The 23269-nt window shown below is 41.1% G+C and carries 25 protein-coding genes; 19 read left to right on the forward strand and 6 right to left on the reverse strand.

Annotated elements, in window-relative coordinates:
- Positions 1–67 precede the first annotated feature (67 nt).
- The 3 genes from LN893_RS13610 to LN893_RS13620 form a co-directional block, all read right to left on the reverse strand.
- Positions 68–571, reverse strand: coding sequence for a GNAT family N-acetyltransferase (locus LN893_RS13610; RefSeq protein ID WP_229970926.1), 504 nt, complete (start codon positions 569–571; stop codon positions 68–70).
- A 92-nt stretch (positions 572–663) separates the two neighbouring features.
- Positions 664–1380, reverse strand: a complete 717-nt coding sequence (locus LN893_RS13615) for a CTP synthase C-terminal region-related (seleno)protein (RefSeq protein WP_229970928.1) — start codon at positions 1378–1380, stop codon at positions 664–666.
- 100 nt (positions 1381–1480) lie between these two features.
- Positions 1481–3298 carry a S9 family peptidase gene (locus LN893_RS13620; RefSeq protein ID WP_229970930.1) on the reverse strand — a complete coding sequence of 606 codons (1818 nt, stop codon included), beginning with the start codon at positions 3296–3298 and terminating at the stop codon, positions 1481–1483.
- Between the two features lie 305 nt (positions 3299–3603).
- Between LN893_RS13620 and LN893_RS13625 the strand changes: the two genes are divergently transcribed.
- From LN893_RS13625 to LN893_RS13675, 11 genes are all read left to right on the forward strand, one after another.
- Positions 3604–4197 (forward strand): recombinase family protein, encoded by a 594-nt coding sequence (locus tag LN893_RS13625; protein ID WP_229970932.1) that lies wholly within the window; start codon positions 3604–3606, stop codon positions 4195–4197.
- 129 nt (positions 4198–4326) lie between these two features.
- A complete protein-coding gene (locus tag LN893_RS13630) occupies positions 4327–4611 on the forward strand; it encodes a type II toxin-antitoxin system RelE/ParE family toxin (RefSeq protein WP_229970934.1) in 285 nt (94 codons plus the stop codon).
- A gap of 22 nt (positions 4612–4633) precedes the next feature.
- The gene (locus LN893_RS13635; RefSeq protein WP_229970936.1) at positions 4634–4960 is read left to right on the forward strand and encodes a HigA family addiction module antitoxin; all 327 of its coding nucleotides are present in this window, start codon (positions 4634–4636) and stop codon (positions 4958–4960) included.
- Positions 4961–6530: 1570 nt separating this feature from the next.
- A complete protein-coding gene (locus LN893_RS13640) occupies positions 6531–7577 on the forward strand; it encodes a replication initiation protein (protein ID WP_229970938.1) in 1047 nt (348 codons plus the stop codon).
- A gap of 106 nt (positions 7578–7683) precedes the next feature.
- On the forward strand, positions 7684–8457 hold the full coding sequence (locus tag LN893_RS13645; RefSeq protein ID WP_229970940.1) for a ParA family protein: 774 nt from the start codon (positions 7684–7686) through the stop codon (positions 8455–8457).
- Between the two features lie 120 nt (positions 8458–8577).
- A complete protein-coding gene (locus tag LN893_RS13650; protein WP_229970941.1) occupies positions 8578–8985 on the forward strand; it encodes a hypothetical protein in 408 nt (135 codons plus the stop codon).
- A gap of 78 nt (positions 8986–9063) precedes the next feature.
- A complete protein-coding gene (locus tag LN893_RS20775) occupies positions 9064–9390 on the forward strand; it encodes a GIY-YIG nuclease family protein (RefSeq protein WP_369427681.1) in 327 nt (108 codons plus the stop codon).
- A gap of 506 nt (positions 9391–9896) precedes the next feature.
- Complete coding sequence (locus LN893_RS13660) at positions 9897–10352, forward strand: DUF1569 domain-containing protein (RefSeq protein ID WP_229970945.1); 456 nt, start codon at positions 9897–9899, stop codon at positions 10350–10352.
- A gap of 122 nt (positions 10353–10474) precedes the next feature.
- On the forward strand, positions 10475–10861 hold the full coding sequence (locus LN893_RS13665; protein WP_229970948.1) for a hypothetical protein: 387 nt from the start codon (positions 10475–10477) through the stop codon (positions 10859–10861).
- A 190-nt stretch (positions 10862–11051) separates the two neighbouring features.
- The gene (locus tag LN893_RS13670; protein ID WP_229970950.1) at positions 11052–11402 is read left to right on the forward strand and encodes a hypothetical protein; all 351 of its coding nucleotides are present in this window, start codon (positions 11052–11054) and stop codon (positions 11400–11402) included.
- A gap of 270 nt (positions 11403–11672) precedes the next feature.
- Positions 11673–13238 carry an erythromycin esterase family protein gene (locus tag LN893_RS13675; protein WP_229970952.1) on the forward strand — a complete coding sequence of 522 codons (1566 nt, stop codon included), beginning with the start codon at positions 11673–11675 and terminating at the stop codon, positions 13236–13238.
- Positions 13239–13371: 133 nt separating this feature from the next.
- Here the strand turns inward: LN893_RS13675 and LN893_RS13680 are convergent, their stop codons facing one another.
- The gene (locus LN893_RS13680) at positions 13372–13536 is read right to left on the reverse strand and encodes a hypothetical protein (RefSeq protein ID WP_229970954.1); all 165 of its coding nucleotides are present in this window, start codon (positions 13534–13536) and stop codon (positions 13372–13374) included.
- A 17-nt stretch (positions 13537–13553) separates the two neighbouring features.
- On the opposite strand from LN893_RS13680, the gene LN893_RS13685 reads away from it, so the two are divergent.
- The 5 genes from LN893_RS13685 (at position 13554) to LN893_RS13705 (ending at position 18772) form a co-directional block, all read left to right on the forward strand.
- A complete protein-coding gene (locus tag LN893_RS13685) occupies positions 13554–14654 on the forward strand; it encodes an erythromycin esterase family protein (RefSeq protein ID WP_229970956.1) in 1101 nt (366 codons plus the stop codon).
- 31 nt (positions 14655–14685) lie between these two features.
- On the forward strand, positions 14686–15219 hold the full coding sequence (locus tag LN893_RS13690; RefSeq protein ID WP_229970958.1) for a hypothetical protein: 534 nt from the start codon (positions 14686–14688) through the stop codon (positions 15217–15219).
- 362 nt (positions 15220–15581) lie between these two features.
- On the forward strand, positions 15582–16403 hold the full coding sequence (locus LN893_RS13695; protein ID WP_229970959.1) for a Crp/Fnr family transcriptional regulator: 822 nt from the start codon (positions 15582–15584) through the stop codon (positions 16401–16403).
- Between the two features lie 76 nt (positions 16404–16479).
- Positions 16480–17775 carry a M20 metallopeptidase family protein gene (locus LN893_RS13700; RefSeq protein WP_229970961.1) on the forward strand — a complete coding sequence of 432 codons (1296 nt, stop codon included), beginning with the start codon at positions 16480–16482 and terminating at the stop codon, positions 17773–17775.
- Positions 17776–18355: 580 nt separating this feature from the next.
- Positions 18356–18772 (forward strand): hypothetical protein, encoded by a 417-nt coding sequence (locus tag LN893_RS13705; RefSeq protein ID WP_229970963.1) that lies wholly within the window; start codon positions 18356–18358, stop codon positions 18770–18772.
- Between the two features lie 270 nt (positions 18773–19042).
- Here LN893_RS13705 and LN893_RS13710 read toward each other — a convergent pair whose 3' ends face one another.
- Together LN893_RS13710 and LN893_RS13715 are read right to left on the reverse strand one after the other, a co-directional pair.
- Positions 19043–19651 (reverse strand): hypothetical protein, encoded by a 609-nt coding sequence (locus LN893_RS13710; RefSeq protein ID WP_229970965.1) that lies wholly within the window; start codon positions 19649–19651, stop codon positions 19043–19045.
- Positions 19642–20271: an RNA polymerase sigma factor gene (locus LN893_RS13715; protein ID WP_229970967.1), complete on the reverse strand. Its 630-nt coding sequence runs from the start codon at positions 20269–20271 to the stop codon at positions 19642–19644. Before LN893_RS13715 ends, LN893_RS13710 begins: the two co-directional genes overlap by 10 nt.
- A gap of 339 nt (positions 20272–20610) precedes the next feature.
- Between LN893_RS13715 and LN893_RS13720 the strand changes: the two genes are divergently transcribed.
- From LN893_RS13720 to LN893_RS13730, 3 genes are all read left to right on the forward strand, one after another.
- Positions 20611–21033, forward strand: coding sequence for a glycosyl-4,4'-diaponeurosporenoate acyltransferase CrtO family protein (locus LN893_RS13720; protein ID WP_229970968.1), 423 nt, complete (start codon positions 20611–20613; stop codon positions 21031–21033).
- Positions 21034–21401: 368 nt separating this feature from the next.
- Positions 21402–21971: an RNA polymerase sigma factor gene (locus tag LN893_RS13725; RefSeq protein WP_229970970.1), complete on the forward strand. Its 570-nt coding sequence runs from the start codon at positions 21402–21404 to the stop codon at positions 21969–21971.
- Between the two features lie 248 nt (positions 21972–22219).
- A complete protein-coding gene (locus tag LN893_RS13730) occupies positions 22220–23200 on the forward strand; it encodes a FecR family protein (RefSeq protein WP_229970972.1) in 981 nt (326 codons plus the stop codon).
- Positions 23201–23269 lie beyond the last annotated feature (69 nt).

The following is a 23269-nucleotide window of genomic DNA, read 5'->3' on the forward strand; positions in this document are numbered from 1 at the left end:
GACGAATTGGGTGAGGGTTTAACGGTTAGTTTTTCTTGTCTCTCAAATAAGTATGCTCCGCATTTAATCACAAGCAATTAGTTGCAATGGAATACAGAAGTAAACTTTCTTGTTCAATTTGAACTTCTTTCTCATGCTGTAGACCTAAACTTTCCAGTAGCCTGATAGAATTTCTATTGTCTGTTTTAGTTGTAGCAAGAACATGTGTATGAGAGGGGTCTTTTTTCATCTCACATAGAATTACCGCCGCTGCTTCATAGGCATAGCCCCGCTTTCTGTATTCAGGCAAAAAAGCAAATCCTAAGTCATGGTGTTCCAGATACTCTCGTTTGATAAGGGTAATGATACCTATTGCTGTCTGTCCTTCCTGCAATTTAACAACCCAGTATTTAAGGTTTGCACTGTCAATCATTCTAACAATATAATCTTTTGCTGCATCAGTAGAGTCAATATGCCTTTGACCGATATACTTAATCCAATCAGGTAGATTTACCAGCTCAACAATAAAATCTGCATCACTTAAATCTATAGGATTCAGTAACAGCCGATTCGTTTTAAAGCTATTCTGCATAGAAGTTCATGGTGAAAATTTATTAATTGGCGTACTAACGGGTTGTACATAAAACGAGCAAGGCATTGCCGGAGCTTGGTTTATGTGCTGGATTAGGCGTAAGTGCTCTTATTTTTTGTTATTGTTCTTAAAAACTCTGTCACTAATTTATGGGGTGTTTCAACGGATGAGTTGTCCTGTGGAACAAAAAGTGTAGCAACAAAAAAAGGATGGTTCTGCAATTCTAAAATTCTTGCTTCCTTATGTATGTCTGTGCCAACAATTTTGAACCCCTTTTCGTCAAGTTGGTTTTGATACTCTGGATTAAGTCCAAAATTGCAGTAATATCTTTCGTTTATTCTCTTCGTCCCGAAAATTTCAAATGTTTTGGAAGTTTTGTCAGTTAGTTCAATTTCAAGAACTTGTCCTGCCAGTGAACAACTTAATGGATTAACAACAAGTTTGGATGAGTAAGGGTCGTATTCTGCATGTTCTGCGTCTGAAATTCCTAATATGTTTCTGGCAAACTCAATTACCATGTGTTGAAATCCTCCACAAGTACCAAGCGTTGGCATACTGTTCTCTCTTGCATACTTGATAATACGTAAGGCTCCAGCCATACTTTTATACGGACTTCCTGGTGCTATCCAAAAGCCATTGTAAGTGGAAATAATTTTGTCAAAATCTGTTTCAATTGTATCCGTTGCAATCCAATCATACTGAAGTTGAATATCAAACTTTTTAATAGAATGTTCGATTCCTTCATTTGTCGCTTTATGTGGTCTAAAAGTATCGTTGTAGTCTCCAAAAATAGCAAGCTTTGCTTTCATATCTCTACATTTACTTATACATATTATTAGTTGCTGGTATTTTGCCTAACGGCTTGGCTAAGGCACGCTTTGGTGTGTTTTAGTTTTTGTTAGGCACAAGTTATTTTTCAGTATTGCCATATATAAAAGCCTTAATCTCTTGTTTTAGAACCTGCTTATTGGTGAATAAGTCAATCAAATGCCCTTCATCGTCGAACACGATCAATTTGACCTGCTTGCCTGATTCTTTGGCTTTTTTGTAGAATGCCAAGGCGTTAAGGTCATAAGGAATTTGAGTGTCTTCTTTGCCCGCTATAATCAGCAGTGGCGCTTTAAGCCGTTCAATGTTCTCGTATGGGGAGAACTGTTCATATTTAGCCTCAAGTTCAGCAGGCATTCCTCCCATCCCAAAAGGCAAGCCAGCCATCGACTTCCGCTCTGCCTGCTTTATCCAATCTGCGGCTCCGTTGATGGCAACTCCTCCTGAAAACAGTGAAGAATAATAATATACCATCGTAGCACCATGACTGTGGCCCAGAGCAATTATTCTGCTCTGGTCTATAGAGTGCGTTTTGCCGAGCTCATGGATGTACTTCTCCGTATCCTCGAGTTGCAGCCTACCATAGTTGTCTGTTTGCCTCTCGTAGCCAATTCCCCTCGTGTTCGGGAAGGCTATGATGTAGCCTTGGTTGAGATAGTCAAAAACTACTTCATTTAGAAAGTAGCCTAAGTCCGGATATGAGTTATCATAGCCACCGTATGGGATTACGAGCAGCGGATACTTCTTACCGCTCGCTGGCATGAACGTTTTAGGAAAGTAGATTTGGCTTGATGTGGAATCTCCATCTGCATTCATGTACCAGTAGGTTAAATGGTAGTACTCCTGCAAGGGGTTCTTGCTGCTGAAGCTGTTAACAGAGGTAACCTTACGAATGCCATGCTTTCCTACTACAGTTCGTGCAAGTGTCTTCGGTTGCTTTGGTGACTCGGTTAAAAAATAAAGCTGTCTCTTTCTCGGGCCAACATCATAGCTTAGGTACTCTGCTCCGTTTCCAACCAAGATCTTCTTCGTGTGGTCAACCAAGTCATAGCGACCTATTCTGCTCTTTCCGCTTTTTGTATCCCCATACAGAACGCTTTTCTTGTTATAGAAGGTGATGGGCCTCTCATCTGAAGAAAGCCTGAGTGATGGGCCTTCTTTTAAACCGCTCCAGCTGTCAAAGGTCAACAACTTACTGTTGTTCCCGCTATCGATTGCAAGGAGTTGCGTGCTTTCGTCAGACCATTTGAGTTCCGAGAAGAAACTGCCGGTGTAAATGCCTGTCTCAGCTATAACTTTTCCGCTGTTTGGGCTTATGATGGTAATCTTGGTTTGTGGAATATTTTCAGTGAACTGGTATGAAGCAAATGTAAGGTATCTTTGGTCCTTCGATAGGGCAACATTGCTGACATGCAACGGTGAATCGGTAAGTTGCCTGATGGCTCCGCTTTTTAGGTTTAGCCTGTAGAGCTGGGAAGGTGTTTCTGCCGTGTTCTTCAACTCAGCAGAAAAGAACAGCTCATCTTGGTTGTTGACTGCGGTTTGTTGGATCAGGTAAAACTGGAATAACGAAAGGGAATCCAGGTACTGGTGACGTACAAGCCTTGTTGTCTGTGCTTTGCAACTATATATTCTAACATTTTCACCTTTCTCATAGACAAGGGTCCCCGAGTCAGGAGTCCAGTGCAGGAACCGTTGGTTGCCGTTATCCCTTAAGCCACTGTCAATAAAGACAGCCTTCTCTGCTGTAGCCACGCTTTTAACGAAAAGTGAGTCACCGTCCTTGACAAAAGCCATTCTCTTTCCATCTTGGCTTAGCACTACGTCGGAGATGCTTTGAGCACACAACGTGCTGCCTATAAACAGCCACAGTAAAATACCCAAGCTTATTTTCTTCATCAAATTGATTTATATTTTGCCTAACTCGCGGATATATAGAATAACCATACGGTTTATTGTCGTTTTTGACAGATAACCGTAACTGGACTAACGAATATACTATATAGTAAACTCACAATAACTGGATACTCCTCTAAAATTTCCTGTCTCATAAAACCCCCGTTTTATGAGACTACACCGACGCTTGGGAGCCACTTCCCAAATCAGCCCTCCAGAGCAGCTTAAGAAATCAGCGTATTCCCGAATTGCCGTCTCATTAATCAAAAGGTAATTTGTATATTTGAGACGAGTTAATGATACAGATCATGAAGATAGGATACGCCAGGGTCTCCACCCAGGACCAGAAGCTGGAGCTGCAGACAGACGCCCTCTCCCACTACGGGTGTGACCAGCTCTACAAAGAGAAGAAGTCGGGCAAGAGCAAGGACCGACCCGAGCTGGAGAAGATGATCTCCCAGCTCAGGGCGGGCGACACGGTGGTCGTGTGGAAGCTAGACCGCCTGGGCCGCTCGCTGCGTGACCTGATCGATCTGGTCTCGGAGTTCCAGGAGCGTGGCGTTGACTTCGTGAGCCTGCAGGACGGCATTAACACGGCCACGGCCACGGCCACGGGCCGCTTCACCTTCAACATCTTCGCCTCCCTGGCAGAGTTCGAGCGCGAGATCATCCGCGAGCGCACCAACGCGGGGCTCGCCGCGGCAAAGGCCAGGGGAAGGCGGGGCGGCAGGCCAAAGGGCCTTTCTCCGGCGGCCACGGAGAAGGCAAGGACGGCCAAGGTGCTCTTCGACGCTGGCAACAGGTCAGTCGGGGAGATTGCCAAGATACTGGGCATCGGAAGGGCAACATGCTACCGCTACATCGACGGCATCACCTCCATGGAGAAACCCGCAGGAGCCTGAACCATGGGTACAGTCCCTGATGCCCTGTATAGGCAGGGTAAGAAGTTTATCCTGCCAAAACGTCAACCGCAACAGGTAAAAAAACGAACCTAACTTGTAACTTATAACGTTACACGTTATAATTGCGGTATGATTGTGAGTTTCAAACACAAAGGCTTAGAGCGGTTCTTCCTTAAGGGGGACGGATCCAAGCTAAACCCTGCGCACTTACCCAAGATCAGGAGAATCCTGGCCCAACTGCACGCTGCACAGAATGTGCAGGACGTAAACGTCCCTGGTTGGGACCTGCACCCTTTGAAAGGGAACCTGAAGGATCATTGGTCGGTGAAGGTCAACGGAAACTACCGCATAGTCTTCATCTTCGTCGGGGAAAGAGTAGAGGTCTTGGATGTGAACTACCTCGACTACCACTAGTAGGAGCCGCCCGAAAACGGGCATGTTGAATTATTTGTCGGAGCTATACTTTAAAACCATGATAATGCACAACCCGCCTCATCCAGGCGAAATCTTAAGAGAGTACACTGACGCAACAGGATTGTCAGTAACGGAGATCGCCGCAAGGCTCCACATTAGCCGCAAAGTGCTATCGAACATACTTAACGGCCATGCCGGCATCAGCGCCGAGATGGCCTGGAAGCTGTCTGCAGCGTTCGCGACGACTCCCGAGGTATGGATTAACCTGCAGAAGCAGTATGACCTGTGGCAGGCCAGGAAACGGGTTGATATTTCTACTATAGAGCACCTGCTCCACCCTGCAGCTTAGCTGTACTCCCCTAGCAAAGACTGTCAGCGAACCATACCTCTATGAAGAATCAACTCAAGTAGTTGATCGCCAAGCTGTAGCGTTCCTCATTGCTAGAAGAAAGGCACCATGCTGCCAAACGGCTGCGGCCCTTCTTCTAGCAATAAGGAGTAAGGCTCTTGCAAATCCATCCAAAGGCAGTGTACATGCATATCCTACATGGGTATGTGCACAACCAGCTGGATAAGATTTTGTCCGCCCCTACCCTACCGCAGTATCCATGATTAGGGTTAAACGCAACCTGATCTCTGGGCACACCGAAGCTATACATATTATGACAAGCTGCTCATCTAGGCTTCGAAAAGTGAAAGCTAACCCAGCAGCTCTATCAGGAGAGGCAGCACTGCTACGATCAGATTGAGAGATAATGGGTATCAACAAGTCAAAACTATCAAACAATGTAAGAAAGCATAAAGAAGATGATTATACTTCTTTATCAATTCAGGTAACTACGATCATTACGTCTATTACAATAATCTTATACATTACAATAATTTTAGTAATTACTATAATGTATAAGATTATTGTAATTAATATATCGTTAGTTCATTTTGATATAACTCGCTACGTTAAACTTTAACATTAATACCTGCTATCACATAGAGTATTTTAGATATTAATTTTTTAATGCTAGAGAAGACTCAGTAACTACAGTGGCTCTATAACGAGATTCGGACGAACACTTAATCAATCAAGTTTATGAACATATCAAGTGTACCGCTTTCTAACCAGAGCCTACAAATACCTTGTTGTTCACATGCATTTATGCGAGCGGCAAAACCTACAAAGCTGCCTCATTAGTCTCAAGCTTTTTGAAATAACAACTGTGACAAGGGTGATAAAATTAATAAGATAACTTAAGAATCACCTTTATCTTTATTTGCATTTTTCAAAATACAGAAATGATAAACGTTTACATAAAATATTGATTGTTAGAATAGTAAAATAAGTAATTACGTTAATTATAGTAATTGCAAACATATTAATAATGAGACTAATTAATGCAATGTTAATAATTATAAATCAGCTTAAAAGGATAGATAAATTTGTCGGTTTACTTAGATAAATTTATCGGAGAAAGAGTCTCCAAAACATTCAAAACCGACAAATTTATCTAAGTAATCTGGTTCTGTTTGTTAGAAAAGGCCTTAAAAAGACTGTTCAGGCAACAAATATGAGTTTCGCCGCGCGTTTGTTTCACATATTTGAGAATCTTATTAATGATGTTTTTTTAATTTGAAACCTAAAAAAAAGTCTCCAAAGCCATTGAAGAAATTCTTATAGATTCTTTTATTCTTAATTCTAAAGGCATAAGTTTCTGATTAACAATCGCTTAAGTGCTTTAAAACCGATAAATTTATCTACATAAACCGACTTTTTTATCTAATAATACCGATGTTTTTATCTTTTAAGGCCGATAAATTTATCTATATAAACCGACAAATTTATCTAAACCGCCGAAAAACCTACAAAAATTTTAGGTTTTTCCGTAGTTTGAATATATTTTAACAGCCTAATATAAAAGACTTTCATGGAAGAAGTATCTACAGCAGCTGTTAAAGAGAAGGAGAAGCAAGATTCAAGATTAGTTGCCCAGCATAATTACTTAATAAGATCTTACCTTTCATTTGGTCTCATTGAGGCGCGTATTTTTACTTTGATGCTTGCTACAATAGGATATAAAGAAAAAGAACTTAAAGAAATAAAAATCAAGCTTGCTGACGTTGTGCCATATAGTCTTAATGGAACAGTGTATAAACAAGTCAAGCAGGCATGTGAAGATCTTTTCAATAAGGAAATAAACTTAGCCAAAGTAGGTAGTAAAAAAAAGGACTTTCATAAAGTTCGTATTGTTCAAGAACTAGAGTTAGATTCAGGCACTGGCTATATTAAAGGCTACTTTGCTGACAGGATCAAACCGTACTTATTACAGCTTAAAGATAATTTCACTCTCAGTGAAATCCAGCTACTAATGACTTTAAAGAGTAGTTATAGTCATCGGTTATATTGGTTGCTTAAATCGTATGAGTCATTAGGTAAATATACAGAAAGTATAGTGGAGCTCAAGAAGCTGCTTCTTGGAGAGGATGCCGAAACAAAATATAAGGATTATTTTGACTTCAAACGTGTCGTTTTAGAGCCTGCTTTTACCGAGGTTAAGACGGTTTTAAATATTTCTTATAAGCCACTTAAAACAGGTAAGAAAGTAACTGATATTTTATTCATTTTTGATAATGAAAGTAGCTTAATAGAAAAGGCTGCTCCTAAAAAGAGCAAAAATCCTATTAGGAAAGTAGCCAAGGCAAGTTTGCCTGATATGTTTGCTGCAGAATCTGCTCTTAGTGACTTATTAGAAAGCATTACTGATCTCCAGGAGCGTAAAGATGTTGAAAATGCATATAGAAGTATGACATCAAAGGGACTTTCATCAGAGTCTGCTATTTTCTTTTTGTCTAGGATCCCTGCGCAAGACATACATTATCAGATCTATCATAAGTATACACTCAAGAAGGATAGTATAAAAGACTCAGCAGCTTATATCAATACAGTACTCTCAAATTTGATTTCTAAGGAATAAGCAAAAACGTGTGCATATGCAATAATTGTTTAATTACTTTAATTGCGATAATTATTAAAATTACTAACATTATGTTTTTATCGGAAACATTATTTATCATTGCACTATGACAAAAACTTTAGCTGTAGTAAATAAAAAGGGGGGAATTGGTAAGACCACTTCTACGCTTTCAGTTGGAGCAGCATTAAGAGAATTAGGATTTAAAGTTCTCTTGATTGATTTCGACTCTCAGGCAAATTTAACTCGTAGCCTTTACAGAAGCCCTGTCAAATACACTGTAGGTGACTTTCTATTAAATAAAGTCGGGTTTGATGAGGCGCGTATCAAAACCTCAGTAGGATTAGATCTACTACCTGCTGCCGATGAGCTAACAGATTCAGAAGATGATATAGCTAAAGATAAAATAGAGTCTGCTATCTACTTAGTGAATGCTATGGAGGATGTTAACCTGGAGCAGTATGATTACATTCTAATTGACTGTCCGCCAGCTATAGGCACGTTAACTATAAATGCACTCATTTATGCTGATTTCTATGTTGTTCCAGTACAAGCAGACTTTTATTCAATTGAAGGTATCAGAAGCCTAATTGATAAAGCATCTAAGATCAAGAAGAGGCTTAATCCTGACCTGGAGTTGATTGGGGTTTTTCTAACTCGTTTCAATACTAGAACTAATAAACATCTTCATAAGCAAGTTTATTCAAAACTCAAGAATGACTTGAAAGATCTTTTATTAGACACAACAATAAGGGAGAATATTGCATTAGCTGAGGCCATACCACATAGTCAAGATATATTTAGTTTTGACAAAGAATGTAATGGAGCAAAGGATTATCTGCAGCTTACTAAAGAGTTACTAAGTCGGATAAACTCAAACTAATTTCTCTTCATTTATGATGATAGTAATTATATATATTATTTTAATTAACGTAATGTATATAATTACAGTAATTAATTCTGCTTAAATAATGTTTGTTGTTGAACTTTAAATTAATATTTCATGGCTAAGAAAAAATCTGATTTACAATCGTTATTGACAGATACAGATGGAATAAAGGGAGTATTAAGGGAGGAAAGTGAGATTCCTAAAAAAGAAGAGGTAGAAGTAAGAGCAAGTCAAGGACTAAAGAATGAGGAAGCTAATTCGATGGTCAATGAAAATGAATACATTCAATCACCTGATTTGTATCTCCCTTTTAGTACTGCTATGCGAGCAGATCTTTATCTAAAGCTAAAGCGGATAGAGTATTGGAATAGAACGACTATCAAAAGAGAGCTTGAGCGTTTAATTGAAGATTTTGTTGATACCCAAACTGCGTCAAAGAAACCTTTGCCAGTAGAAGAAAGAAACAAGTTAAAGCAGCTCAAAACTGCTAAGGACTATATCAAGTTAAGACTCAAGAAGTAAAAGTAAAGCATTTGTAACATTGCTTTACTTTTAGTTTAAGTTGCTGCTGTTATTTTGATACCTAAACATAGGTTTTAAATGTTCATTACAGAATTTCAAAGATTAAGTAGGAGAGAAGTCCTAAAAGAGTACAGGAGGCTAAGATATGTTAAGAATAATAGGTCATACTTCCTTTACTTTATTTTCGAGTCTGGTGAGTGCGTTTATGTAGGGGAGACGAGCAACATCTTTTGGCGCATGGTTAAACACAAAGGAAAGTGCTCTGAACAATCTGTAATCTGCCTGAAGGAGTACCACGATAAGCAGGAAGTGCTGAAGCTGGAAAAACACTACATCCGAACCCTGAAACCAAAGTTCAACAACCGCTACTGCCTGGAAGGACAGCTGGAGCTTTTCGCCGCCTAAACAGGGTAGGAGAGGGGGCATTATCACTCTGAAGTTATCTGATAGATCAAGCTGTAACAAACATCCCCAGTAAAGATATTCTTTGCTGGGGATGTTTTGATTTACACTGGTTAAAGAATAAGGCAGTTTAGCACCGTTAGTTCTCTTCATCAATTCTCTTTTACCCATCTCAAAAGCAGCAAAGCTGTTTTGAATATTAGGACGGCAATTCGGGAATCATTGTATCGCGCTGCTCGGTAGATCAGGGACTTTTTTACTTTGCCCGTTACCGCTCAGATTCTTCCCAGCATTAGGGGGTTTTATGAGATTGGAAATTTTACAGGAGCATCCAGTTATTATGAGTTTAAGATATAGTATATTCGTTAGTGCTGTTACGGTTATCTGTTAAAAACGACAATAAACCGTATGTGTTTATTCCATATATCCGCTAGTTGGCAACAAGCTGCTAAGATTGTATAAATCAGGAATGAGATAATTTATTTTAGGGTTTAAATAAATTTGGCGCAATGAAAACAATTTTTGACCAAAATATTAGGGAAGAATTGATCGAGAGAATTAATCAAATCAATAAAAGCAATGAACCTGATTGGGGCAAGATGAACGTCTCCCAGATGCTTAAGCACAATACTTATTGGAATAGTTGGATTCTCGGAAAAGACAATCATACATATAAACAAGCATTTTTTGGAAAGTTATTTGGGAAAATAGCATTAAGGAAGATGATAAAAGATGAAAAACCTTTTGATAAAAATATTCCAACCTCGGACCAATTCAAAGTAAAGGAAACGACTGCTGATGTGGAATTTGAAAAATCTGTATGGATTTCATTGATTAAAGAATATGAAAATCATGACAACCCCAATTTCGTCCACGATTTCTTTGGTAAAATGACTAAGGAAGAAATTGGAATTTTAGTTTACAAACATACCGATCACCATTTAAGACAATTTGGAATATATTAAAAAAAGCCAGTTGCCACCAATGTATAAAAACAATGCTAAAATCTGTCTCGAATCGAAACTTGTTGCTCGCCCGCTCGCACAGTTTTTATACGAGACGTTAGGTACAGAAGGTATTTACGGAATTGGGACTCGGAATTCAGTTTTCACAAGCTGTTAAAATAAATCAATTTCCTTTTGCTACATCTGACGAGAAAAACCTAAATAAATTACTGGATAAGTACGGCAGGTCGCATAAGCTCTATTATTTATCTAAGAAATTTGTTCTGCAAACAATTGAGGACGTGAAACCAAATCTTATTATTTGTGAAGGTAAATCCTCCTTTGACCGACTTAAAAATATATTACAAGCAGAACCTGTTGAATATAATGAAAATACCTATGTATTATACCACAATAATTATTTAGCGATAGGATACAAAAGACACTTGAGCTTCATTAAAGACAAAGAAGAGCTTAAAGAAAAAATTATGATGTACTATAAAAAAATAGCTGCACCTAAAATGGTATAAAAATCATACTTCGGCCGACGGCCTCGCACATTTTTATACCAACGGTTACCCCCTTTCGCATTTGTATCAAATACCGTATGTGGCATATACTGTAATTGGGCAAAAGATGAGTTACAGAGGAAAAAGGTATAAAAATTAGATTTGCTTCAAAGATGAACAATTTAATACGACATCAAGAGTTATAAAATATATGAGAACATTAATATTAACTGCATCATGCCTTGTCTTATGTGTGGCTGGTGCCTACGCTCAGGCAGTCGAGCAGCAAGCAAAGCTGTTCCCACCAATCGAGAAGAAAGAGCTTGACCTGAAATATTTGGGGAGCGATTCTTCGTCTGTCTTAGACTGCATCTATAAAAATGGCGGGACAAGCAGATACCTGCAAAAGCAAAAGGAAGCAAACGTGCACCCAAAGAAGACGGAGGAACTGAAATCTGACATGCCCATCATGCAACCAGATTCCCAAGTGAAGTTTCCCATTCTTGCTATCGTGCCTGACTCTACCATCCTTTTTCATATTCGGGTAAAGAGGCCGGAATAGTTTGTAACGCCAGAGCTGAGGAGGCACTCCTTTCCTACGTTACCTATTGTGCATCATGGCACCATAACTAAACTAATCAATGCATTCAAAAAGATAAAATTGGCTAAAGCAAGATTATCCAAGGTAGTACGAAACCACATTCACTTGCTCTTGTTGCTGCTAATTTCGTGTCAGACAGCTTTTGGGCAACCTTCTAAAAAAGTTAGGCAGGATATTCAGCAGTATTTTGTTCCGATCGGTGGAGCTGCTCAGGTTCTGCCTTCAGCTGTTATGGAAAAGCTCAAAGGGAAGCGAATTGTGGGACTAGGGGAAGCCACACACGGCACAGCGGAGTTTGAACAGCTTTTCTCCCGCCTGTCCAAGAGCTTGATTCTCGAGCAGGGCTTTAATGTGGTGGTACTTGCCGAGGCTAACTTCTACGACACACGCGCCTTGAATGACTATATTGTGCATGGGAAAGGCGATGCGGAAACGGCTATACGGTACATGCGCCACAGCCCTGCTGCCTTTGTGGAGGAAGAGTTCAGGGAACTGGCCGAATGGATACGCGTCTGCAATGAAAGCAGACCAGCGGAAGAAAGAGTGTGGATGCTTGGTGTTGACGCCATGTCTCCTCGTGGGGCAGCCTACGATGCGCTGCGGCTTTGCCAAGAGCTGAACGTTGAGCTGCCGGAGGAGGTCCGGCAGTATCTTACGGAGCTTACCGCTCTCCCGGAGCCAATGTTTGAATCCTTCGCTAGCAGAATCACTCTGTCTTCAGCACTCGCCAAGGTGGCCGTGCTGCGGCAGGCACTGCAACAGGCAGAATATGGGGGTAAACTAAGCGATGAGCAGCGGTGGCTTCTCCAGAGCACTGTCACGCTGGAGCACGCCATTTGCTTTCTGTCTGACCACTACCTCCACAAGAAGTGGTCAGACAGGCAGTTCCGAGATGAGGCCATGCTGGCCAATATCCAATGGGTTGAGAAAACTAGGCCGGGTGCAAAGATGGTAGTGTACGCCCATAATGCGCACCTGGAGAAGAATGTTGGCTATAAACTCACCCAGTCTTATAAAGCAAGATTAGGGAAGCTATTGCACAACACATATGGTGAAGATTTCTACGCCATATGCACTGAAGTGAAGTCTGGCACCTACTGGGCGGGAAACGACGACGGAGAGGTAAGTGTCCCAGAGAAAACAAGTAAAATAGGGCAAGTAGTGGGTACTGTAGTGGATGCTCCTATCGGGCTGCTGGAGCTAAACGCCACCCCAAGCCTTACCAAATACTTTAACAGTCCTTTGACCATGACCTTTGGTGTTTTGCTGGGTTCAAACAATTCACCAACTGGGACGGTAAACTTGGCCACTGCCTTTGACGCCCTGCTCTACGTGCGGGAGTCAACTCCGAAACTACGCACCAAACCCGAAACGGAGCTGAAGCAGTTCTCGCTTAACCTCAACCTAAGCCCTGAACTTGTAAAAAGCGCTGGCAAACAGGGCAAGCTGATGGTGAACCTGAACAGCACCCTTGCCACAATCGGGACCTCCCTTTCAAATGAGGGCGCTTTCCTGGGCCTGCTGTTTGTGGACGGCCAAAAAAACGTGGTGGGGTATCGCGCCGTGCAGCTGACCGGGAATAGTGGTCTGCTGCAGACCTTCCCGCTGCCTGCCAGAACAGAGAATGTGCTGCTGACGGTCTCGGGCAACAATGTCAAAGACCTGACCATAGAGCATCTAGCTGTAAATGGCATAGATATTACCTTAGAAGAATTTAAATACTTTGGCGAGGGGTATAGTAGTACCACTGAAAAAAGCAGGCTCACTCTAAAGGAAACAGCAAAAGGCAGTAGCTGACCTATTCGGATCTGCTCGACTGGGGACTGGAACAGTCTCTGTCTTCAACGAAGCCACTGTAAGCTCCAGCGGAAAATATGCGCAATTGTAAAACTACATATCCTCAGCTAAACACAAGGTGAAAACAAACAGACTAACCAGGCAGCTCCCGCTTATGCTGCTGCTCTGCCTGTCCCTGCAGGGGTTTGGCCAGTCCGCAGACGAAAGGGTCGCTTATTTGCAGGCCAATGCGGTAGTGATCAGGAACATTGACCAGGACACGAGAATTACTCGGACCTGAGTCCGCTAAAGGCTGCACTGAAAGACAAGGTTGTTGTGGGCCTTGGAGAGCAGACACACTACGACGGGCAGACTTTCAAAGCAAAGACAAGGCTGATCAAGTTCCTGCACCAGGAGCTCGGCTACAGCGTGCTTGCCTTCGAGAGCGGCTTCTATGACTGTTATAAAGCATGGCAGCAGATACAGGAGGGAAGTCCAGCCATAGAGGCGGCCAGAAAATCCATCTACCCTTTCTGGGTGTCTGAGGAGACGGAAGAGCTTTTCCGTTACATCGACAGGCAAAAAGACACAGAGCACCCCTTGATCATAGCCGGGGTCGACTGCAAGTTCTCCAGCATTTATTCCAAGGATAACCTACTCCCAGACTTCGAGGCGTTCCTGCAAAAGTCTGGATCCACAGTACTAGGAGACACTACGGAGTGGGGTAAGTTCAGGATGGCCCTTAAAAACGCCGTCGCCTATTCAGACTACCTGAACAAGCTGGGTGAGGCAGACACGCTTGTCCTGCACAACACGCTAGCCAGCGTACTGGTAGAGCTCGACGATAGGGAAGAGGCCCAGCGAGCGCCGGCGCAAGAGATTCTTTTCTGGCAGCAGTTCTGCCGCAGCACGCTCACAGAGGCAAGAAAGAGGTTCACAAAAGCAGAGGTGCGAGACGCGCAGATGGGGGAGAACCTGGTGTTCCTGCAACGGGAGTTGTACAGGGATAAGAAAATAATAGTCTGGACCGCCTCTTCCCATCTCACTTACAGCGGCAAAAACATAGAGCGCGAGTTCTACCAAAACAACCTGAGGCTGGGGGATTACATCAAGAGAGCCTACGGTGACGCTTACTACAACATCGGCTTCACCGGCTACAAAGGCAATATCGGCAAACTGCTCTTCTTCCACCTGATCAACGTGAAGAAGCACAAGGACAATAGTATAGAGTATGCTCTGGGGAAGACAGGCCAGTCTTACCTGTTTCTGGACCTCAACAAGCCAGGCCTGCCGCAGTGGCTGCAGGAGCCCCTGGTGGCACGTCCCTTCGGCTACAGGGAAGTGCGCATGCGGCTGCCGCAAGTCATGGACGGCTTGTTCTACACCCGGGAAATCTTCGAGCGGAAGCCTGTGCCAGGTCCCAAAAATAATTTGTAACTTAACTTAACTTAAAAAGACCACCGTTCTTATGAAAACAAAACTGACTTTGCTCTGCCTTCTTTCTTTGGCCTCTTATACCAAGGGGCTCTGCCAGAAGGCAAACCCAAACCACCTCGAGGTGATGACAGTTACCAAAGACGTCGTTGCTGTGGACATGTACGACCCAGAATGCATCCACGTGGTGGACGGCCTGATCACTTCCTATACAGACGTTGTCCCCCGACAGGAGCTGGCGCACTTTGAGCAGGCGGCAAGCGAAGAGAAGCTGGCAAAGCTCGGGTTTACGGGGAAGCAGTGCGCGATGGTGAAGTCATCGGCTGACCTGGACATTGAGAACTACGTCTACAGGCAGGTGCACAGTCAGGTGCAGCAAGTTGGCACGCAGTACAAGTTGCCCATAGCTATCAATGGCCAGCTGACCTCCACCTATGCTGAGCGGCGTAGCCAACTTGCTAGTTTAAAGCAGGAGCAAATAAAAAAAATACTGTTTCTGGACAAAGCGAAGGCACAGGCAAAGTACGGAGACAAAGTGATTTTCGGCTTGATTGAGGTTACACTCTAGAAGGAAATCCTTTGCCCAACCACGTGTAAGCTCCATGCTTCGGCTACGCCTTGCACATCGTCTACACGAATACCGTTACCCCCTTTCGCATTTGTATCAGAAAACCCTCTATTTTTGGGAAATAGCAACAAAAGACAACCTGAAACAACGCGCTGTGACGTTTGGCAGATTTGATGAGTCCGAAAGGCTGCCAGGGGTGGTGAAGTTCCTAGATATTTGCTATATTGAAATATGGATTTGATCATTTCCACATGCGCAAAGGCACTTCAAAATGCAGGAAATTCGGCCATGAGCTGTTTCGTACATAGTGCGAAAGCGTAGGTGCTACATAGGCAACAACATGATGCAACGCGGCTTGTACTGTGTCCGGATGGCTATCTGCTGAACATAAAGAACTGTTACAAGAGAAGTACTCCTCAAAGGCTGAAATCGGGGCAGATCTAGTACTTTCACAGGAGCAGAGACTGCCGGAATACTTTACACTGACTGAACATGTGATATGTTCAGCAGTCAGATGCTGCTTATCCAACCCCTGTTTAGGGCGGCTAATCGGAATGATTACTTATATCCAGTGGATGGCAACAAGACAGAAAATGACTCAAGCAATAAAAGGGTATTTCGATTTGTATCTAAAGCAGTTGAATTACTCTACAGCAGAGGAAAAGGAGTTTATCAGAGGAAACCTTTCGTTAGAACCGTTCAATAAGGGGGATTTCTATTTGAAAAGCGGCGAAATTCAAACAAATATAGGGTTTGTCTGTGAGGGTCTTATCAGGAGATATTACATAAATGAAAAGGGAAACGAAATCACTACAGGATTTACAAAAGAAAAAGAATATGTCACTGATTACCCATCTTTCGTCAGGCAAATACCTACAAAGTACTACTTGCAATTCTTAGAGCCAACCACGGTAGTCCAACTTCCCTATACAACAATAATAGAGAGCTATGAAAAATTCAAAAACAGCGAAATGCAAGGTAGGCTGATTGCAGAAAAGGTCTTAACCATTTTGAGCGACAGAGTTGAGAGTTTCTTATTTAACACGGCAGAAGAAAGGTACCTGAAGTTTATGAACGAAAACCCAGACCTTGCTCAGCGTGTAAGTTTAACGCATTTATCTTCATTTCTGGGTATAGAAAGGCAGTCGCTCAGTAGAATTAGAAATAGGATTGCCAAAAAATGATTTTGTCACAAATGTGTCAGGGCTCTATTGGTTTTGAACCACATCTTTGCGGAAGACAAAGTTAAATGACTTAGAAATGAAAAACAGCAGCAAAATCAAAAAAGCAGCATTGACTATACAATTCATCATGCTGTCCTTAACGATTCTTGGACAAACTACTCAAACAGATATATCTCACCTAAAAATACAGCAACAAACCGATCACATATTCGACAGCCTGGTAAACTTGCGAAGAGACTTGCACAGGCATCCTGAATTAACCGAGCAAGAGGAAAGGACATCAAAAAAAATAGCGGAATATCTAAAATCTTTAGGCGTAGAGGTTCATACTGGGATTGGCGGGTATGGCGTGGTTGGAATATTAAGAACCAACAAAAAGGGGAAACGCATTGCCTGGAGGGCTGATATTGATGCCCTCGCATCCAACCATCCTGACGCGGTGAGTTTTCCTTCAGAGAATGAAGGTGTACGTCATATATGCGGGCATGATGTACATACGACTATCGCACTTGGAATAGCAAATGTGCTTTCACGTGTAAAAGAAGATCTTTCCGGGACGGTTTATTTCATATTTCAACCTGCAGAAGAAAACCTGAAAGGTGCAAAAGCGATGATTGGTGACGGATTGTTTGATATAATCAATCCAGAAGAGATCTATGCCTTGCATATTGCACCTATGCCTGAGGGGATTGTAACTACCAAAGCGAATAACCTTTACGCGGATTACAGACAGATTGAGATTGCGTTTAAAAATAAAACAAATAAAGACGCACTTATAGATTACATAAAAGAGCTTCTTTTGAATCTTCAAAATGTGGCACTTGGTGGTGAGTTTTGGGATAACAGAAACCTACTTGACCCTAATGTTGGGCTGGGAAATCCAAACACTATCTTCAAAGATTATATTACGGTCAGCCCTAATATAGAAATCATAGAAAGCGATAAAGAATTTTTCGTAAAAGCCTATCTAAGCTCTGAAAAGCATAATCAATTAGACTCTATTCTATCGGAGATAAAATCAACCATCAAACAATCTGAGTTTGCAGGAGAATTCATCAAAATAGAATTTCACAGAGAGACAGCACTTGTGATGAATGATGAGAATTTAACCTCTTTGACTATGTCAGCACTGGATAGAGTGTACAATAACAAACAAGTGCTGCCTTTGTATGGAGCAATTCCTGACGGTAGGAGTGATGATTTTTCATTTTTTCAAAAGAAAATCCCGGGAGTATACTATTTGCTTGGCGCTTCCGATTTTGAAAAGGGAATTATCTCAATGCCTCATTCACCTAATTTTGAAGTTGATGAGAATAGCATAAGAACAGGAGTGAAATACTTTTCATCACTAATAATAGAAAGGCTAAAATAAGAAAGCCTGGTGCCGGCAGCGCATGAAAACAACAGTTCGATTTGTGCTGCAAGGGAAGTTACGTGTATTCTATGATGTGAATGTTTACCTGAAAAAATTGCGTATCTAAGTCCCCACTGTTCTTTTGAGCGAGACGTCACTTATCATTATAGAGCTTACAAGGCCGGCTCCTGTTCATGGGAGCCGGCCTTGTCAATGTTTACATTTGTTTGTACCTGAATCTCATTTAACCCTCCTTTTTCCGAGACAACAGATAGCAACTACCACAATTGCTGGTTTTTGCTAAATGGGCAACATTATTCAACAACATGAGGCAACGTAAAGCAACTCCGGTTTTCACGCTGCCTTTAACCTGCTAAACATAAAAGCAGTTATGGGGAAACCGCCTTTCCTGCCTCCTGGAGGGGGTGCGGCTTTTGGTACTTTCACGGGAGCAGCAACACTTAGCAGGTTGCTTCCTATTGCTCTGGATAGATCGTATATTCGGCAGTCAAGTTCCGGTTATCGGTCGTTTTCGACTAATAACCGGAACTTGACTGCCGAATATACCATAGTTGGCAATAATATAAACTCAACCTAAATGAAAAGAATATATTTCGATAATATGAGAAATGGAATTTGGATTTCCATCTTAATCCTTGCTCTAATTTTTATACTGATAGGAACCTTCGAGGTTTTCGAATTTGAAAACCCAATAATGAATAAGTGGATCAGTGCTATCGGATGTTTACTTCAAGTAGTTTATTTTACACGGATATTTTGGAATAAGAATTATTTTCAATGGAATAAAAAAGGAGCATATATCCGAATTAATTCCTTTGTAGGAAAAACATTGAGATTTGATGAAATTAAAACGACTGAACTGAATGAAAAAAAGTTGACAATAACGAAAGACAATGGAAATAAAGTTACGTTCGACTTAAATGATATAGCGGAATCTGATACTCAAAAAGTAAATGAAATAATAGTGAAAAATACTATTGCCAACAACTTATAAAAACAATGCTTAAATCAGTCTCAAATCGAGCTTCGTGTTCGTTTGCAGCGCTGATTGTCCTAAGGGCAATTACGCTTCGCCCGCTCGCACTATTTTTATACTAACCGTTGCCTCTCTATTAAACATAAATTCGCTTATCGGGATTTACAATTTAGCTTTTCTGAATTCATATATAATTTAGAAAATCCTGAGTATCTTTTATGGTGCAAGCTTCTATAGTGCCTGCTTCCTTTTTAAAGAACGTACTTTAGTTGATAATATCAGGCTGGTTCAATCTTCTTCAAACACCTCGATTTTCTTTAAATCATTTTCACTTTCGGCTAACTCTGCATCCCATTTGTGATATATTTTACCTGAAAACAAGATAACTAAAATGGAGATAAGCAGGACTACAGAAAAGAAAGTGATAAAATTTGCTGGATCAGTATAAATAGATAGACGAAAGCGTTGTTTTAAGATGATAGGTGTTAAGGTTACAATCCATACCAGGACAATGGCTGCATCGTATTTGCCCATTTTGGCTGTATGCATTCTGAATTGGGAAATGCACTTTTGTAAAGTCAGGGTATCCATACTATTAAAATCAGGTTGTTTCAACGACCGGTGTTGAATAAATGAAAACAGCATGGCCGCTGCTCCTATAAAAGCCGGGATACTGTAGGCCAGTTCATCTATCATGGTATAGGCAAACCAAACGGAAACACCCATATACAGAAGCGCTAAGTTGCGTCCTATAATAGAGATTCCCAGCAAAGCAGTAAACCGGCTTTGCGACTTTTGAATGATTAAATCGTGGATGTGTCTTTCATTAAGTGTCAACCTGCTTTCGATTTGTTTTTTTCCTTTATTCCAGGTGTCTTTCAAGTCATCTAATTCCATATGCTGTCTTGCTTTAAGTGATTAAAGTATTCTTTTAGCTTTTTCTTAAGCCGATTGATTTTGGTACCCACGTTGCTCTCTGTGATACCCACGATTTCAGCAATCTCTTTGTAGCTCAGGTCCTCTAAGTAGAGAATCAGTATTTCTCTATTGAACTCATCCTGCTGATTAATGAAATCATGTAGTAAAACATGGTTTGCGTTAAGGTCTTCTTTTGGGTCCCCAAAATCTGTTTCATTGAAAATGGAAACGCTGAGCGAGGATGTTTTGGCTTTTCGTAGGGCATCTTTTCGATAAAAGGAAACCGAGACATTGAAAGCCACTTTGTAAATCCAGGTTGATAATTTAATGTCTCCGGAAAAGGTTTGCAGGGATTTCCATAGATTGATTATAATTTCCTGCTCTAGGTCCTTGCGGTCTTCTTCATCTTTACAATAGGTATTTATTATCTTAAATAAAATGCCCCTATTCTCTTTTAGAATCTGAACAAACTGTTCTGTAGCAATAGGAGTCCGCATGTTCAAATTTAGATTTTGTAAATTAGTCGCAAGGTCCTCCAAAAAATCACACTCCAAGGAATATTTATTTTTGTGTCTTAAATAAATAAGAGGCAGATGCATGTTTTAGGCCGAGGTATGCTGGTGAATTTGCCTTAAAAAACGGCCGTTTTATGAGATTGGAAAATTCGGGAGAGGATCCAGCAGTTAAAAGTTTAATATATAGTATATTCGTTAATCCAGTTACGATTATTTGTCAAAAACGACAATAAACTGTATGTCATTCTGTATATCCGCAAGTTAGTGGGAACTGTAAATATTAAATAAGCTATGAACAAGGGTGTTAGAAATTGGTCTTCATCTGTTTTGATTACATTGCTTGTTTTAGGGGTAAGCTATGTCGAAGTAAGGATATTAACTTATTCAAGCGTTGGCTTTAGTATCTCATTCAACTTTTTACTAATGGCATGGTACACCATCCTGTTTAATCTGTTTAAACCAAAGATGGACTGGGGGTATTTTGAAGACAAGCCATTTGAAAAAGAAGGTAAATTATACAAGTACTTCGGTGTCCATTTCTATAGAAAGATTCTGGTATGGATAGGATGGGAGAAGATGTATAGGCAAAAGAATCCAATGAAGGCTAATTTGACTACCTTGAGAGCACGTGATTATAATACCAAGGAATCAGAATTTGGCCATTTAATCATAGCCATGATTGTATTCGCTTTCACTGTTTGGTTTACCAAATCCTTAGATGAAGCAAAGTGGCTGATCATCACGAATCTATTTCTGAACATTTATCCAATTATTGTGCAGCGATATAACCGACCTAGGTATAGCAGAGTTATTGGCTACAGATTAAGGCATCATTTAATTTTATAACTAGACAGGATGTTGAGTTGACAGGTGTCCAAGTTTGATAAACGTTACCACTCACAAAAGCTAAAAAGCATTTAATTTTTTTTTGCAAAGCCCGTTAGCCCTTTACATATTTGTCTCATTTAACCCTCCTTTTTCTGGGAAGCTGGCACCATTTGTATTGTACAAATAAGATATTAACTATCTGGGTGAAGATAGTTTGAAACCAAAGCTTTGACATCGAAATTATAAAGTGCTCTAATCTCTAGAATCTTCTATTCAGGAATTGATTTAAGAGAAACGAGAGAATTCTGGTTCATCTTAACAATTTAGTAAAGGTTTTACAGCCAACTTCAATTTCTGTTTCCAATATCTTTGAGGAAAATATAGAAATGGAAGTGTTAAGGGCAGATACTGAATTAATTGAAAGAATAAAGCAGCTGGATGATTCCAATGCCTTCAAAGAAATCTTCGAAAAATATTGGGAATCCCTTTATGCTTCTGCCTTCAAGAGGTTGAAGTCACAGGATGAATGCAGCGATATTGTTCAAGAGATTTTTGCCGACATGTGGAAGAGAAGAAACAGCCTTAGAGTCACAGGAAGCTTGAATTCCTATTTGCATACAGCAGTAAAGTACCATGTATTCAAAGTTATTGAGAACAGACGCTGGGAGAGGGATATAAGCTCACCTGAGAATCTCCACATAAGTGTTTGTGATGCTAGCTTAGAATTTGAAGAGCTTTTCGAAGTACTTGAAATTGCGCTTGACAAACTTCCGGAAAGGCAGCAGTTAATTTTTAGAATGAGTCGCTTCGAAGGACTAAAAAGCCATGAGATTGCCGATGCTCTTAATATTTCACAGCAGACAGTCCATAATAACCTCCACAAGTCCTTGACTGTTTTACGTGCTGAGCTAAAGGATTATGCCCCATCTTTACTGTTCCTCACCTTGCTTAATTAAGCTGTTGTCATCCAGTTTTCACTAATCGTGTCAGCATACGGCTCTTAGTCCTTTAGATTAATGCCTGAGCAACGATATTCCCCCAAAGCCCCTTAGTAGTTACGATCAATTGCAAGTTGTCCAGTGTAGACACTTTATTAATATCAAAAATTAATGATTAAGCTTATGTTAAATATGTAAAGCGGTATTTAACAAACGCTTAATCAAATTCAGAGGTAGTGATGCTCCCTTTTTATCACTTACCTACAATGAATGGAGAAAAGCCGAGTAGCAGCCAAATCGAGCTTCTTATTGCCAAAGCTTTAAGAGGGAGGCTTTCTGAAGAGGAGAAGGTTTTGTTAGATCGTTGGTATGATGATCAGGAAAATCAGGAGGCGGCTGTCTACACGAAATTAAGTAAAGAGCAGTTTCAGGAAGAGCTATTCAAAAGAACTCTTCAGAGAATGCAGTCACCAGTAGGTAAGAAAAAGCCCCTAGTGCGCAGGTGGCTCCGAATCGCCGCCTCTATTGTTTTCGCTCTAGCCTGCATGACCTGGTTCTACCAATATCAAGCACGAAATACTACACCTGTTCAATCGGCTCAAGCCTTATCCGACACTTATAGCAGTGGTCCAGGAGTAAGAAAAAAGCTTGAGCTGCCAGATGGTTCTGTCGCCTATCTTAATAGTAATAGCCAGCTTTTGGTTTATCGGGACTTTTCGCAGGAAAGGAGAGTGGAACTTACCGGAGAAGCCTTTTTTGATATAAAGAAAAACAAGGGCCAAGCCTTTGTTGTCGAGACAGAAGGCCTGATAACTAAGGTGCTGGGTACATCCTTCAGTGTTTCTTCTCATCAGGTTGAGTTAGAGAAGGTCTCTGTGAAAACAGGCAAAGTGCGGGTAGAGGAGAAGAGCCAGGGCACGTCTGTTTTCCTTGCCCCTAACCAGCAAGGTGTATTCCATAAAGGTGAGCTTACGAAGGCTGAGATAAAGCACCCGGAGAGTGTTTTCGGATGGACAGAGGGTAAGCTGATCTTTGACAAAACGCCTTTACAGGAAATAGCACCTAAACTGGAGGCCTGGTATGGAGTGCAGGTCACCGTTTCTGTTGAATCAGATGCCCCTTGCCAGCTTACCGGCACCTATACCAATCTGTCGCTGGAAGAACTGATGGAGTTGATTCGGTTCTCTGTCAATATTGACTACAAGATAGACGGCAAGAAGCTTATCATAAGAGCCAAAGGTTGCTAAAACTGTAGCGACTGTAGTTCGCTTTTCAAAGGGTTATGCTAGCTGACATATATAATTAATTTCTAATGA

Source organism: Pontibacter harenae (genome assembly GCF_020907245.1).
Taxonomy (GTDB): Bacteria; Bacteroidota; Bacteroidia; order Cytophagales; family Hymenobacteraceae; genus Pontibacter; species Pontibacter harenae.